This is a genomic window from Providencia sp. PROV004 (assembly GCF_011045615.1).
GTDB classification, from domain to species: Bacteria; Pseudomonadota; Gammaproteobacteria; order Enterobacterales; family Enterobacteriaceae; genus Providencia; species Providencia rettgeri.
The window spans coordinates 1,679,796-1,693,159 of record NZ_CP042859.1; the positions used below are offsets into that span (position 1 = coordinate 1,679,796).

Genomic DNA, 13,364 nt, shown 5'->3' on the forward strand with positions numbered 1-13,364 from the left:
GGTGGCAAAGTGAGTGGTTGGCAGCGTGCGTTTGTACTCCATTCAAGGCCTTACAGTGAGACGAGTTTATTACTCGATTTTTTTACTGAAGGCGAAGGAAAAATACGTTTACTTGCAAAAGGCGCTCGCCGTAATCGCTCACCATTAAGGGGCTGCTTACAGCCCTTCACACCTTTGCTAATCCGCTGGGGAGGCAAAGGTGAAATCAAAACCTTAATTAGTGCAGACCCGGTTTCTTTAGCCCTCCCTTTAACAGGAACCGTTCTATATAGCGGTTTATATCTTAATGAATTAACCGCGCGTGTATTAGAATTTGGTACACCATATTCTGCACTATTTTTTGATTATCTCTCCTGTTTACAAATTCTTGCTGCGAGTGAGCACACTCCTGAATTTGCCTTGCGTCGCTTTGAGCTAGCCTTGCTTTCTTACCTTGGTTATGGTGTTGATTTTTTACATTGTGCTGGTAGCGGGGAGCCCGTTTCTGACACAATGACTTACCGGTATAGAGAAGAAAAAGGATTTATTGGTAGTTTGGTTGTTGACCAGCTTAGTTTCACGGGTAAACAACTTAAAGCACTGGCAAGTCGCGAATTTCCTGATGCAGATACGCTTAAAGCAGCAAAACGTTTTACTCGACTTGCTTTAAAGCCTTATTTAGGTGGAAAACCTTTAAAAAGCCGAGAGTTATTTCGCCAGTTTACTTATTCGCCAGTTGTGCAGAACAAACAGAGTTGAAATTGTTTTTAATTTTATTTTTACCTAGTTTGTTATACCGCTAATACCCCTAATACCTCTATATATCCCTTTCTCATGTATCTTTTTAGCTGAACTGGCTTTATCAAACAATATATTTTTTTGTCGATATAAAATCTTACGAAGCGCTTCGCAAAAATTAAATACAACGACTGAAATAGGGTATGTATATTGGAATTTACTTCGAATGATGAGAGATTTATTCCCTCAGCACAGGAAATTACAGTAGGATAGTTGGCAGATAAGTTTATTAGCGTTTACTAATGAGGAATAAAAAATGGCAGAGCTTTTGTTAGGCGTAAATATCGACCATATTGCAACGGTTAGAAAAGCAAGAGGAACTCAATATCCAGATCCTGTACAAGCTGCGTTCGTTGCTGAACAAGCGGGAGCTGATGGTATCACCATTCATTTACGTGAAGACCGCCGTCATATTACAGATAGAGATGTCACATTGCTAAATGAAACCATTCAAACTCGAATGAATCTTGAAATGGCGGTAACGGACGAAATGGTAGAGATTGCTTGTCGTATTAAGCCTGCATTCTGCTGTTTAGTACCTGAAAAACGGGAGGAAGTGACCACGGAAGGCGGTTTAGATGTCGCAGGGCAAAAACAGAAAGTTGCAGATGCTGTTAAACGCCTCACAGAAGCGGGTATTTTAGTTTCATTGTTTATTGATGCAGACCACGCACAAATTGATGCTGCGCAAGAGTGTGGTGCTCCGTTTATTGAAATCCATACAGGAGCCTATGCAGATGCTAAAACAGAACAGGAGCAAGAACTTGAGTTTCGCCGTATTCATGATGGCGTTATATATGCGGCGAGTAAAGGAATTAAAGTCAATGCAGGTCATGGCTTAACCTATCATAACGTTCAACGTATTGCTCAGTTACCTGAAATTTATGAGCTTAATATTGGTCATGCAATTATTGGTCGAGCATTATTCAGTGGGTTAGCTCAAGCCGTTGCTGATATGAAAAAAATTCTGTTGGAAGCGCGTAAATAATGGCAATTGTAGGGTTAGGTACAGATATTGTGGAAATTGCTCGTATTGAGTCTATGATTGAACGTACAGGTGACAGCCTTGCTAAACGCATTTTAACGGAGGCTGAGTTAGTCCAGTACCAACAACAATCAAAGCCAGCTCGCTTTTTAGCAAAACGCTTTGCAGTTAAAGAAGCTGCAGCAAAAGCACTAGGTACGGGAATTCGCAATGGTCTAGCGTTTAATCAATTTGAAGTCACTAATGACAAGCTTGGGAAACCCTTATTGAGCTTAAGTGATGAGGCATTAACGTTGGCTAACTGCATACATGCAACACACTTTCATGTTTCGATTACCGATGAGCGGCATTATGCGGTAGCTACTGTGATAATTGAAAGTACTATGAAGAATTAAAGTCTTTCTAAGTAGTAGAAAAATATAGGTTATTTATTGCTTGTTTGATTAGCCAATAAATAACCTATTAATATAAAAGATATATTATCTGAAAATAGAATACAATACTTATTTTAAGTTAAATATCTATGCTTAACGCTATGAAATAAAATGGCCATTCAATCAGTTAATAAAGAATTGACTGGCTAATAATACATCGCTTTGTAATTAGTTTAATTAAAAACTATTTTCCATGGTGAAATTATATTATTCTCTTACAAATTTTCTAATTTCCCACTCTAAAGTTCGCTGAGATTGTTCATAAAAGAAGAAAAATCCATTTTCAGCATAAATTGCTGTTCCTTGTTTAGAGTTTCTTTTATAGTCAAGAGAGTCAAATAGTTTTATAGAACCATTTGCATAAATAGTAAATATATCTAATTTAGACTCAGTGGTGTTTGTACATATAAGGAATTGTTTGTTTTGATTTGGTTCATAAACAACTTGGAGGTCATCATGGAAAGTATCTAACACTCCATCTTGTACAAAATTTTTAAGATCTATTTTTCCATCTTTTGTTATTTCATAAATAACAAAAGACTTGTTCTTAGCTATACCAATAAAGTAATTATAGTCTTTTACAGTATAAACTAAACTTGTGCTGTAATAATTATTAAATTTACTTTTTTGAACGCTTTCACTTGATTTGGTCATAATATCCCTCTTTGAAAATTGGTAAATGCGAGGGGTTAATGTATCAGAAAATATTTATTGTAATAGTAATAAATATTATCAGAATATAATGTTTATTAATCTTTGGTAATAAATTGTATAAGCGAAAACTTATATAAGCTTAAACTGATAAGAATTCATCATAGGAAGTAAGCTACTACTAAATATTATTATGTTTATTTTTTATAATGATGAATTCTTAAAGTAATCATAGAGGTTTAAATTTTGTCTGCGTGGTGGATCATAACAAATTTATCCCATAGCTGATCTTGGCTTTCGATATGATTGGGATCAATAATGATAGTATTGTTTATGGGACATACTGATTGGCAGGTAGGCTTATCGTAGTGCCCTACACATTCAGTGCATAGGTTTGAGTCAATCTCATAAATTTCGTCACCCATAAAAATTGCATCATTTGGGCATTCAGGTTCACACATATCACAATTGATACAGCGTTTTGTAATTAATAAAGACATATCAGTGACTTATACTCGACTAAGTTAAAAAATAGTAACTTATACCTTGCACCTATTCGTTACTTCTATTCAATTCTTGTGTTTTTGTGCAACCATTTTACATTGAAAAGCTTGAAAAAGTAATACTAAATTACAATACTTATTTTTCATATTATTTAAATGTAATTTTTTTAAGTTCATTGTTATGCAGAATGGCTACTTTCTTCTGAAAAATAGGAATATTCAAATCAAATGGTTTTGTTAATGGAATGTAAATGAATTATTTGGTTTTATTAGTGTTTTTTATTGCTGTTTGGTTATGGATTTAGTATTAGCTAAAAATGAATTATATTTTAATAGGAAATGCATTATTTAAAAAAATTGAAAAGGAAGTTGTTTTTAATTAAAAAATTTTAATGTTAAAATATTATTTATTTATTTATTTATTTATTTATTTATTTATTTATTTATTTATTTATTTATTTATTTATTTATTTATTTATTTATTTATTTATTTATTTATTTATTTATTTATTTATTTATTTATTTATTTATTTATTTATTTATTTATTTATTTATTTATTTATTTATTTATTTATTTGTTAATCAATGATAAAGGGATTTTTTTAGAATTTTATGGGGAGTATGTTTAATTATTATCAATAATGGCCTTATACTTGACCCTTATGTATTTTGAATTTTAACTGAAGTATAATTCGGTGTTATTATTCCTCTATTGAATAGCTATGGATTTTCTAGTTTTTATTTTTTCTGCTTGGCTATATATATGAATAAGACCATTAGCGATATAAAGTGTTGCTGATTGAATGGTATCTCTAACGTTGAAGTTATCAACATTGATCGGCTGTATACCCGCTTTATCATCTATTTGGTACAATTCGACAATTTTTTCATTTAAATTATAACCACATAAATATTGTTTATTTTTTACTGAATTATAGAATGCTTGAATGTTACTAAGGTAGGATTTCAGTTTTCCTTTTTGTACTGGAGCATTCGGGGCAACTTTACCATTATCTGCCATAGAGTATACAACGTAAGTTTTATCTTTTGAGTGCCCTAAAAAATAATTACGTTTAGCGGCACTAAAGGTCATCTTTGTTGGATAGAAATCTTCGAATGCTCCATTTTATACTAATGTTCTAATAATAAGCATATATTTATTCCTTCCGTTGTTAATAATGAATAAGCCTAGTAATCATAAATAAGTTTGATTTAAAATAATCTTTATTATCAGTTCATTTCATATATCTAATTAATTGAATAAATATTCACAAAGAGTGAAAGTTATGATAAAAATAATAAAAAAGATAAAGGGTCAAAAATATGTTCGAAAATCTTGGCGTTCTTAACTTCTGGACTTATTTGGCAGGGTTAGTTTTAATCATTATTGTACCAGGACCTAACTCATTATATGTATTAAAAACAAGTACATCGAGTGGCACTCGGTTTGGTTATCGGGCTGCTCTAGGGGTATTTACTGGAGATGCAATATTAATTTTCCTGTCATTTATCGGTGTCGCTTCAGTGATTAAAGCATCCCCGACATTATTTATGATAGTTCGCTATTTAGGTGCGGCTTATCTACTATATTTAGGCGGTAAGATTTTATATAGCACATTTATGTATAAAAAATCGCAGCCAAACGGTATTGATGCTATCCCAATTAAAACAGAAAAACACTTTACTTGCGCTCTAGTGCTGAGCTTAACAAACCCGAAAGCAATTTTATTTTATATTTCTTTCTTTATACAATTTGTTGACTTTAATTACTCACATGCATGGGTACCTTACCTTGTACTTGCGACGATTTTAGAATTAGTGAGTTTTTTATACCTGAGCTTATTGATTTTTAGTGGCTATTTGATTGCGCGTTTTTTGCGTGAAAAGCAACTCCTTGCAAAGCTTGGAAATTGTACGGTAGGCGCTTTCTTTATGGGGTTTGCAGCTAAATTAGCGATTTTTAGCAATTAAAATGAGGTTGCTATTACAGAGACAAAAGCATTTTAATTGCGGTCATTCTAACATTTGAGGATAATCGCGTGTAAAACGCATTGACCAGAGGTAAGAGTGACGCAAATTGAAATTGATGAGTATTGGATGCAACAAGCTATTGAACTTGCGCTAAAAGCACAAGATCTTGGCGAAATTCCTGTTGGTGCGGTCTTAGTTAAAGACAATCTTTTAATTGCTTCAGGCTGGAATCGTTCGATTATTGACCATAATCCAACAGCACATGCTGAAATTATGGCTCTGCAACAAGCAGGGCAAGTGCTGTCAAATTATCGGTTATTGGATACCACATTATATGTAACGTTAGAGCCTTGCATTATGTGTGCAGGCGCAATGATCCACAGCCGTATTAATCGTGTCGTTTATGGTGCTAAGGATTTTAAAACTGGCGCTTGTGGTTCCTACCTAGATATTATGGGGCAAGCCGGGCTAAACCATTATGTGGATGTGACTGGTGGTGTTCTAGAAGAGCAATGTTCTTCAATGCTGAGTGCTTTTTTTAAATTGCGTAGAGCGCAAAAAAAAGAACAAAAGCGCTAACACAGTAAAATTTAGCGCACTTATTTTATTTCAGCATGATTTATAGCGAGTTTTCAGGTGCTTCTGGTGGCGAGATAGGTGTTTCATTATCGGTCTCATCGGTATTTTGTGATGGGTGTAATGAAAGTAAATATTTTCCTAATGGCAGCCTTTTTTCATCAAGAGTTTTAGATGGCCGCGCCGCAGAACTCATTTTCCCTAAATTCGTCATACTAACTTTTTCAGAAATAGGGGACTGATTTTGCATAGCTTGAGATTCAGTAGTGCTATGGTTCTCAGGAGAAATCAAATAAATAAGTGACTTCTGGGCAATATCAAGAGCATGCTGTTTTCTTTCTTGGCTTTGTAAGTAACCCACTAAACTTTGATGATAACGACGAATATTCTCAACGTAACGATAAGCTTCGTGGCCACGTGCATAACCATAAGTGAGTTGTGAGTAATATTTTTTCTGCGTCAATAAAGGTAAACGGGCTTTTACATCTAACCACCGGTTAGGGTCTCCGCCTAACATTTCAGTTAATTTACGGACATCCTGCATATGCCCATACCCCATATTATAGGCGGAAAGGGCAAACCAGATACGGTCATCCTCTTCGATGGTTTCAGGTAAACGCTCCATAATATAAGCTATATAAGCGGCGCCGCCCTTTATGCTTTCTTCCGGGTCTAACCTATCCGCAATACCCATTGTTGTTGCGGTTGGCTTTGTTAGCATCATTAGCCCGCGTACCCCCGTAGGTGAGGTCGCTAAAGGATCCCAATGGGACTCTTGCCATGCAATAGCCGCTAATAATTTCCAGTCAATTACCTGAGCATATTTTTCAAATAGAGGTTGATACTCGGGGAGTTTATTATCAATGGCTTTAATAAATGCCATTGTGTCGAAATAATCGAAAGACTCTACATGGCTGAAATATTTTTCATTAAGACGTGCAAGTAATTCGCTTTCATGGCTGATGTTGAAGAAATCAAGCAACGCAGCATCTAAACTGTTTTCTTTACTACGACGCATATACCAAGTAACAGCATGATCATCCAATAAATCAAAAGCAACCGCTAATTGCGGGTGAATACGTTGCTGTAGTGCAACGGCAATAGAGTCTTCTAATGTGTAGTCAACCTCACCATCGGCAACCATTTCAAGGATTTGATTGGTATTGTATTTTGAGGTTTCTTCCCACTTTAGGTTTGGGTATTCCTTGGCGAGTTCCTTCAAGGTACTTGCATGCGCCGTACCCGCTGTTACCAATAATTTACCCGTTATTTCATTGAAGTTTTTGGGGCGATTTGTTCCTTTGCGATAGACAAGTTGTTGAGTGACATTAAGATAACTTGGACCAGTTTTTGTTTTGGCTAAACGGTCTTTGTTATACAGTAAACCCGCAACCGCGATATCGGCATCGCCATTTTCAAGGTCATCAAATATTTGCTCGAATGTTGGGCGGATGGTTATCTTGAGTTTAACGCCTAAGTATGAGGCAAAGCCTTGAGCCAGCTCGTAGTCGAACCCACGCAGCTGTTTCTGCTCATCAATATAGATAAGTGGCGAGCTAACGGCACTAATACGTAATTCACCTTGAGAAATAATTTTATTAATTTGTGAATTCTGCGTATTGGGCCAGCGGACGTTAAAACCGATGACCATAGTTGCTAGTAGCGCGATGACCACGATAATTAAATAGTTAACTTTTAAGTTATTCAAATAATAGTTTCTCGTGCATTGGCTGGTGCTGTATGTCCATAAAAGAGTATGGCTAAGTAATGGTTATAATTCCAGTAGTCGGCTATTTTGCTCAACATTTAGGAACGGTGCAACCTATATTATCGTATTTAGCACAGAATAATATTTAACTAATCGCTTTATTTTTAATCACGCAAACGGTTTCGTATTGATGAACATTGCTCTATAATGTGTTCCGGTTTCCCTGCTTTCATGTTCAGGGCTGGCGTTTAAAAGAGAGAAATTAAGACGATGGAAATTTTGCGTGGTTCACCTGCTCTATCAGCATTTCGTATTACCCGCCTTTTGGCGCTGTTTGCAGAAAAACAGCTTCCTGTCACGGATATCTATGCTGAGTATATGCACTTTGCTGAATTATCAGCGCCGTTGAGTGATAGTGAGCAAGGCAAACTGAGCAGTTTGTTAAAGTATGGTCCTTCTCTGGCTGAGCACGAGCCATTCGGTAAGCTTATTTTAGTCACTCCTCGTCCGGGAACTATCTCTCCGTGGTCTTCAAAAGCCACCGATATTGCACATAACTGTGGTCTTCGCCAAGTAAAGCGTATCGAACGCGGGATTGCTTATTATGTTCAAAGTGATGCATTGACCCAAGAACAGTGGCATGAAGTGATCGCTATTTTGCATGATCGCATGATGGAAAGCATTTTTTCTTCTTTTGAACAAGCGAGCGCACTGTTTGTGCAGCAACAGCCGGCACCAATGAAATCCATTGATGTGATTACAGGTGGCCGCCTTGCATTGGAAACAGCTAACAGGGAAATGGGGCTCGCGTTAGCCGATGACGAAATTGATTACCTGTTAGAGGCATTTACTGGGTTAAAACGTAATCCAACGGATGTTGAGCTCTATATGTTTGCGCAAGCAAACTCAGAACATTGCCGCCATAAAATCTTTAATGCAGACTGGGTAATTGATGGTGAAAAACAGCCTAAATCACTGTTTAAAATGATTAAAAATACGTTTGAAAAAACACCTGACCATGTTTTATCTGCTTATAAAGATAATGCCGCCGTTATGGAAGGTTCGTCTGTTGGCCGCTTTTTTCCTGAACCTGAAGGACGTACATACCGCTACCACCAAGAAGATGCTCATATCTTAATGAAGGTGGAAACTCATAACCACCCAACAGCGATTTCACCATGGCCGGGAGCAGCAACAGGCTCTGGCGGTGAAATTCGTGATGAAGGCGCAACAGGGCGTGGCGCGAAGCCAAAAGCTGGTTTAGTCGGTTTTTCTGTTTCTAACTTACGCATTCCCGGTTTTGAACAGCCTTGGGAAGAAGATTTTGGTAAACCAGAGCGCATTGTGACGGCTTTGGATATTATGATGGAAGGGCCATTAGGTGGGGCGGCATTCAATAATGAATTTGGTCGTCCTGCGCTATTAGGTTATTTCAGAACGTATGAAGAAAAAGTTAACAGCCACAATGGTGAAGAATTACGTGGTTACCATAAGCCTATTATGTTAGCGGGTGGTATCGGAAACATCCGTGCAGATCACGTACAAAAAGGCGATATTACGGTTGGTGCAAAACTGATTGTACTCGGTGGCCCTTCAATGAACATTGGGTTAGGTGGCGGGGCTGCATCATCAATGGCATCAGGCCAATCAGACGCAGATCTCGATTTTGCTTCGGTACAACGTGATAATGCCGAAATGGAACGCCGTTGCCAAGAAGTTATCGACCGTTGCTGGCAGCTTGGTGATGATAACCCTATCTTATTTATCCACGATGTGGGCGCAGGTGGTTTATCGAATGCCATGCCTGAGCTGGTGAGTGATGGTGGCCGCGGTGGACGTTTTGAGTTACGTAAAATTCTTAATGATGAACCGGGCATGAGCCCGCTAGAAGTTTGGTGTAATGAGTCTCAAGAGCGCTATGTGATGGCAGTTTCACCTGAGCAGCTTTCTGTCTTTACGGCGATTTGTGAACGTGAACGTGCGCCATTTGCCGTGATTGGGGAGGCGACTGAAGAGCGACATTTAACACTGAATGATGAACACTTTTCTAACCAACCTATAGATATGCCTTTGGATGTTTTACTGGGTAAAACACCAAAAATGCTGCGTGATGTAACAACATTAAAGGCAGAGCCCGATTCATTAGATAGAACAGCGATTAATTTAAATGAAGCGGTGAAGCGTGTTCTACATTTGCCTGCAGTAGCTGAAAAAACATTCTTAATCACCATTGGTGACCGCACAGTGACGGGTATGGTGGCACGTGATCAGATGGTTGGCCCATGGCAAATTCCTGTTGCTGACTGCGCGGTAACCACCGCTAGCTTAGATAGCTACTATGGGGAATCCATGTCAATAGGTGAAAGAACACCAGTAGCATTGGTAGACTTTGCTGCATCAGCACGAATGGCAGTTGGGGAAGCATTAACTAATATCGCATGTTCTTATGTGCAAGATTTAAAACGCGTTAAATTGTCGGCTAACTGGATGGCAGCAGCTGGGCACCCTGGTGAAGATGCAGGTCTATATGAAGCGGTTAAAGCGGTAGGAGAAGAACTGTGCCCTGCGTTAGGTTTAACTATCCCAGTTGGTAAAGACTCCATGTCAATGAAAACGCGTTGGCAGCAAGATGGCGAAGAACGCGAAATGACCTCGCCACTTTCTTTGGTGATTAGTGCATTTGGTCGTGTTGAAGATGTTCGCTTGACAGTGACACCTGAATTAAAAGTAACTAATGATAATGCCTTGTTATTAATTGACCTTGGGCAAGGCAATAATGCGCTGGGCGGCTCTGCGCTCGCACAGGTATATCGTCAGTTAGGTAATAAAGCCCCTGATGTACGCAGTCCTGAAGTATTACTTGGCTTCTTTAATACAATTCAGAAGTTGTTATCAGAGCAAAAACTTCTAGCCTACCATGACCGCTCAGATGGTGGTTTATTCGTCACTTTAGTAGAAATGGCTTTTGCGGGTCATTGCGGTATTAATGTTGATATCAGCTCTTTTGATGAAGACACGCTTGCGGCGTTATTTAACGAAGAGCTAGGAGCAGTCATTCAAATTAATGAAGCCGATAGAGCGTATGTAGCGGAATGTTTTGAGCAAGCAGGGCTGGCAGGTTGCGTTCATTATTTAGGTTCTGCAATACATGATGATGTCGTGATTATTAATAGCCGAGATACGGTTGTATATCGTGAATCTCGTAGTTTATTGCGTCAATGGTGGGCTGAAACTACTTGGCAAATGCAACGCTTACGTGATAACGAAGTGTGTGCAGACGAAGAGCATGCGATGAAACAGGATAACCAGGACCCTGGTTTGAATGTGAAACTGACGTATGACATTGAAGAAGACATCGCAGCGCCGTTTATTTTGTCAGGCGTGCGCCCTAAAGTGGCTGTTTTACGCGAACAAGGCGTGAACTCGCATGTGGAAATGGCCGCCGCTTTTGACCGTGCTGGTTTTGATGCGGTTGATGTGCACATGAGTGATTTACTTGCAGGTAACTTGTCTTTGGAACAATTCCAAACATTGGTGGCTTGTGGTGGTTTCTCTTATGGGGACGTATTAGGTGCGGGTGAAGGTTGGGCAAAATCTATTTTATTCAATAATAAAGTTCGTGATGAATTTGCTACGTTCTTTAACCGCCCAGATACCTTATCTCTTGGGGTGTGTAATGGTTGCCAGATGATGTCGAACTTACATGAGCTGATCCCTGGTGCGGAATTCTGGCCTCGCTTTGTACGTAACCGTTCAGAACGTTTTGAAGCGCGCTTTAGTTTAGTAGAAATTGCGAATAGCCCATCGTTATTACTGCAAGATATGGCAGGCTCTCGTATGCCTATTGCTGTTTCTCATGGTGAAGGGCAAGTGGAAACACGTGCAGCGGCACATTTACAGCAATTAGAAGATAACGGGCTGGTGGCGATGCGTTTCGTGAATAACTATGGCCAAGTGACAGAGGAATATCCAGCTAACCCGAACGGGTCAGTTAATGGAATTACTTCTGTAACCTCGAAAGACGGCCGTGCAACGATTATGATGCCGCATCCTGAGCGTGTTTTCCGTACGGTAAGCAATTCATGGCACCCTGAAAATTGGGGAGAGGACAGCCCATGGATGCGGATTTTCCGTAATGCACGTAAGCAATTAGGTTAATAAATCACAAGCTCGATAGATTGTTGAAAAGGCCAGCTATTTTGCTGGCCTGAATTTTAATCGAGCTAGTTTTAAACGGAAAGGTTGGTTTTTGAATCAGAATTATTCCTAATTACTATTTCCAAAAACGGTTGATTTGCTCACGTAATGCTTCTGCCGTTTTTTTACCCTTATCGCCTACTAATGCACGGCCAGCAATAAAGGCTTTGGCCTTGATACCGTTAAATAAATGGATATCCTCCGGCACGATACCGCCAGTAATGGACAGTTCTAGCCCTAAATCAGACAGTTTTCGCATTTTTTCGATATCTTCATTGGTCCAGCCAATACCGGCGAGTTCAGCATCGCGGGAGCGGTGGTAAATCGCTTGGGAAATACCTAAATCGACCCAATTTTTGGCATCTTCAAAAGTCCAATTACCATAAATTTCAATTTGGATCTCACGATTAAACTCATCGGCAACTTTTTTGCAGGCAGCAATAGTGGCAATATGCGCCGCGGCTGAGACTGTGATCCAATCTGCTCCTGCTTCAAATGCCATTCTCGATAAAATGGCTCCCCCATCGGTGGTTTTCATATCGCAAACCAGAATGTGATTAGGGTATTTTTGACGTAAAGTAGAGACCGCATTCATGCCATCAGCGAACGCTAAAATTGTACCCACCTCAATAATATCAACGAAAGTGTGTACATTTTCAGCCACTTCGAGTGCGGCAGGTAAGTTGGTTTGGTCTAATGCAATTTGGATCAAAGGCTTTGTCATTGTGATTGTCCTAAAATATTTTCATGGATTAGACGCGCAAGGCCATCACCGTTATTATCTGTAGCACAGATAGCATTCGCATGGGATTTCACCGTGTCATCGGCATTTTTCATTGCTACGCCTAGGCCCGCTAGCTCAATCATGGAGATATCGTTGTGGTTATCACCAACAGCGATAACTTGGTTTGAGTTATAACCCTGAGAGTTAAGATATTCTGCTAAACGCGTTCCTTTGTTATTGCCTTTTGCGGCAAAGTCGAAACGGTTTGACCATGATTTTTCGGCATTAAAAGTTTGTTTAATCCAAGGGGAATTTAAGAAACGTTCTAACGTAGACGGTTCACCTTCGACGACGAACTTCCAAATATAGTCAGCCTGCTGGACTTGTTCTTCAAATGAATCAATGCGATAAATTTTCGGTGGATGAGCCATGGTTGGGTCGTTAGCCCACTGTTCCATTGCACTCATGTAATCGATAGGGTCGATTTTTGAATACACCATGGCATCGGTGATGTACATCACCATTTTCAGTTTATCGTTCTGTGCTAATTCGATGAATGTCAGTGCATTCTCTTTGGTAAGGGCATTGTGCGTGATAACTTTTTCATTTTGGTAATCATAGATATAAGTACCATTGCAACAAATAATCGGCGTAGTTAGCCCGAGTTCATCATAGTAGGGACGGGCAGCAGTATGGTGGCGACCAGTGACTATCATGACGTGGCATTGTTTTGCTGCTTGTTGAATGGCTTGTTTGACTGCAGGGTGGATCGTATGTTCTTGAGTTAAAACCGTTCCATCCAAATCAAGCGCTAATACGTTATACATAGTTGATTACC

12 protein-coding genes are annotated in these 13,364 nt (G+C 38.9%); 6 read left to right on the plus strand and 6 right to left on the minus strand.

Annotated features, from left to right (window positions below; all coding sequences use genetic code 11):
• The first annotated feature begins 9 nt into the window (after positions 1–9).
• The 3 genes from recO (at position 10) to acpS (ending at position 2,157) form a co-directional block, all read left to right on the plus strand.
• The gene (recO, locus tag FVA69_RS07290; RefSeq protein WP_004912788.1) at positions 10–738 is read left to right on the plus strand and encodes a DNA repair protein RecO; all 729 of its coding nucleotides are present in this window, start codon (positions 10–12) and stop codon (positions 736–738) included.
• A 295-nt stretch (positions 739–1,033) separates the two neighbouring features.
• Positions 1,034–1,765 carry a pyridoxine 5'-phosphate synthase gene (pdxJ, locus tag FVA69_RS07295; protein ID WP_164528610.1) on the plus strand — a complete coding sequence of 244 codons (732 nt, stop codon included), beginning with the start codon at positions 1,034–1,036 and terminating at the stop codon, positions 1,763–1,765.
• Positions 1,765–2,157: a holo-ACP synthase gene (gene acpS, locus FVA69_RS07300; protein WP_004912785.1), complete on the plus strand. Its 393-nt coding sequence runs from the start codon at positions 1,765–1,767 to the stop codon at positions 2,155–2,157. The genes pdxJ and acpS overlap by 1 nt, the downstream gene beginning before the upstream one ends.
• 246 nt (positions 2,158–2,403) lie before the next feature.
• Here the strand turns inward: acpS and FVA69_RS07305 are convergent, their stop codons facing one another.
• From FVA69_RS07305 to FVA69_RS07315, 3 genes are all read right to left on the minus strand, one after another.
• Positions 2,404–2,850 carry a hypothetical protein gene (locus FVA69_RS07305; RefSeq protein WP_004912779.1) on the minus strand — a complete coding sequence of 149 codons (447 nt, stop codon included), beginning with the start codon at positions 2,848–2,850 and terminating at the stop codon, positions 2,404–2,406.
• Between the two features lie 236 nt (positions 2,851–3,086).
• On the minus strand, positions 3,087–3,347 hold the full coding sequence (locus FVA69_RS07310) for a YfhL family 4Fe-4S dicluster ferredoxin (RefSeq protein WP_004912777.1): 261 nt from the start codon (positions 3,345–3,347) through the stop codon (positions 3,087–3,089).
• Positions 3,348–4,059: 712 nt separating this feature from the next.
• A complete protein-coding gene (locus FVA69_RS07315) occupies positions 4,060–4,371 on the minus strand; it encodes a hypothetical protein (RefSeq protein WP_231136862.1) in 312 nt (103 codons plus the stop codon).
• Positions 4,372–4,673: 302 nt separating this feature from the next.
• Here FVA69_RS07315 and leuE point away from each other — a divergent pair, with 302 nt between their 5' ends.
• Entirely contained in the window at positions 4,674–5,321 is a 648-nt protein-coding gene (gene leuE, locus FVA69_RS07320) for a leucine efflux protein LeuE (protein WP_164528612.1), read from the plus strand.
• A 96-nt stretch (positions 5,322–5,417) separates the two neighbouring features.
• On the plus strand, positions 5,418–5,900 hold the full coding sequence (gene tadA, locus FVA69_RS07325; protein WP_164528613.1) for a tRNA adenosine(34) deaminase TadA: 483 nt from the start codon (positions 5,418–5,420) through the stop codon (positions 5,898–5,900).
• A 40-nt stretch (positions 5,901–5,940) separates the two neighbouring features.
• On the opposite strand, the gene mltF is transcribed toward tadA, so the two are convergent.
• On the minus strand, positions 5,941–7,605 hold the full coding sequence (gene mltF, locus FVA69_RS07330; RefSeq protein WP_109911453.1) for a membrane-bound lytic murein transglycosylase MltF: 1,665 nt from the start codon (positions 7,603–7,605) through the stop codon (positions 5,941–5,943).
• 270 nt (positions 7,606–7,875) lie between these two features.
• Between mltF and purL the strand changes: the two genes are divergently transcribed.
• Positions 7,876–11,763, plus strand: a complete 3,888-nt coding sequence (gene purL, locus FVA69_RS07335; RefSeq protein ID WP_164528614.1) for a phosphoribosylformylglycinamidine synthase — start codon at positions 7,876–7,878, stop codon at positions 11,761–11,763.
• Between the two features lie 115 nt (positions 11,764–11,878).
• On the opposite strand, the gene FVA69_RS07340 is transcribed toward purL, so the two are convergent.
• On the minus strand, positions 11,879–12,526 hold the full coding sequence (locus FVA69_RS07340) for a 3-keto-L-gulonate-6-phosphate decarboxylase UlaD (protein ID WP_164528615.1): 648 nt from the start codon (positions 12,524–12,526) through the stop codon (positions 11,879–11,881).
• Positions 12,523–13,353 (minus strand): Cof-type HAD-IIB family hydrolase, encoded by an 831-nt coding sequence (locus tag FVA69_RS07345; protein ID WP_115166961.1) that lies wholly within the window; start codon positions 13,351–13,353, stop codon positions 12,523–12,525. The genes FVA69_RS07340 and FVA69_RS07345 overlap by 4 nt, the downstream gene beginning before the upstream one ends.
• Positions 13,354–13,364: the final 11 nt, after the last annotated feature.

What these genes read in the sequence shown, in the direction of transcription:
- pdxJ (WP_164528610.1), top strand. Translation starts at nt 1,034, where the DNA reads ATGGCAGAGCTTTTGTTAGGCGTAAATATCGACCATATTGCAACGGTT.
- acpS (WP_004912785.1), top strand. Translation starts at nt 1,765, where the DNA reads ATGGCAATTGTAGGGTTAGGTACAGATATTGTGGAAATTGCTCGTATT.
- FVA69_RS07305 (WP_004912779.1), bottom strand. Translation starts at nt 2,850, where the DNA reads ATGACCAAATCAAGTGAAAGCGTTCAAAAAAGTAAATTTAATAATTAT.
- FVA69_RS07310 (WP_004912777.1), bottom strand. Translation starts at nt 3,347, where the DNA reads ATGTCTTTATTAATTACAAAACGCTGTATCAATTGTGATATGTGTGAA.
- FVA69_RS07315 (WP_231136862.1), bottom strand. Translation starts at nt 4,371, where the DNA reads ATGGCAGATAATGGTAAAGTTGCCCCGAATGCTCCAGTACAAAAAGGA.
- leuE (WP_164528612.1), top strand. Translation starts at nt 4,674, where the DNA reads ATGTTCGAAAATCTTGGCGTTCTTAACTTCTGGACTTATTTGGCAGGG.
- purL (WP_164528614.1), top strand. Translation starts at nt 7,876, where the DNA reads ATGGAAATTTTGCGTGGTTCACCTGCTCTATCAGCATTTCGTATTACC.
- FVA69_RS07340 (WP_164528615.1), bottom strand. Translation starts at nt 12,526, where the DNA reads ATGACAAAGCCTTTGATCCAAATTGCATTAGACCAAACCAACTTACCT.
- FVA69_RS07345 (WP_115166961.1), bottom strand. Translation starts at nt 13,353, where the DNA reads ATGTATAACGTATTAGCGCTTGATTTGGATGGAACGGTTTTAACTCAA.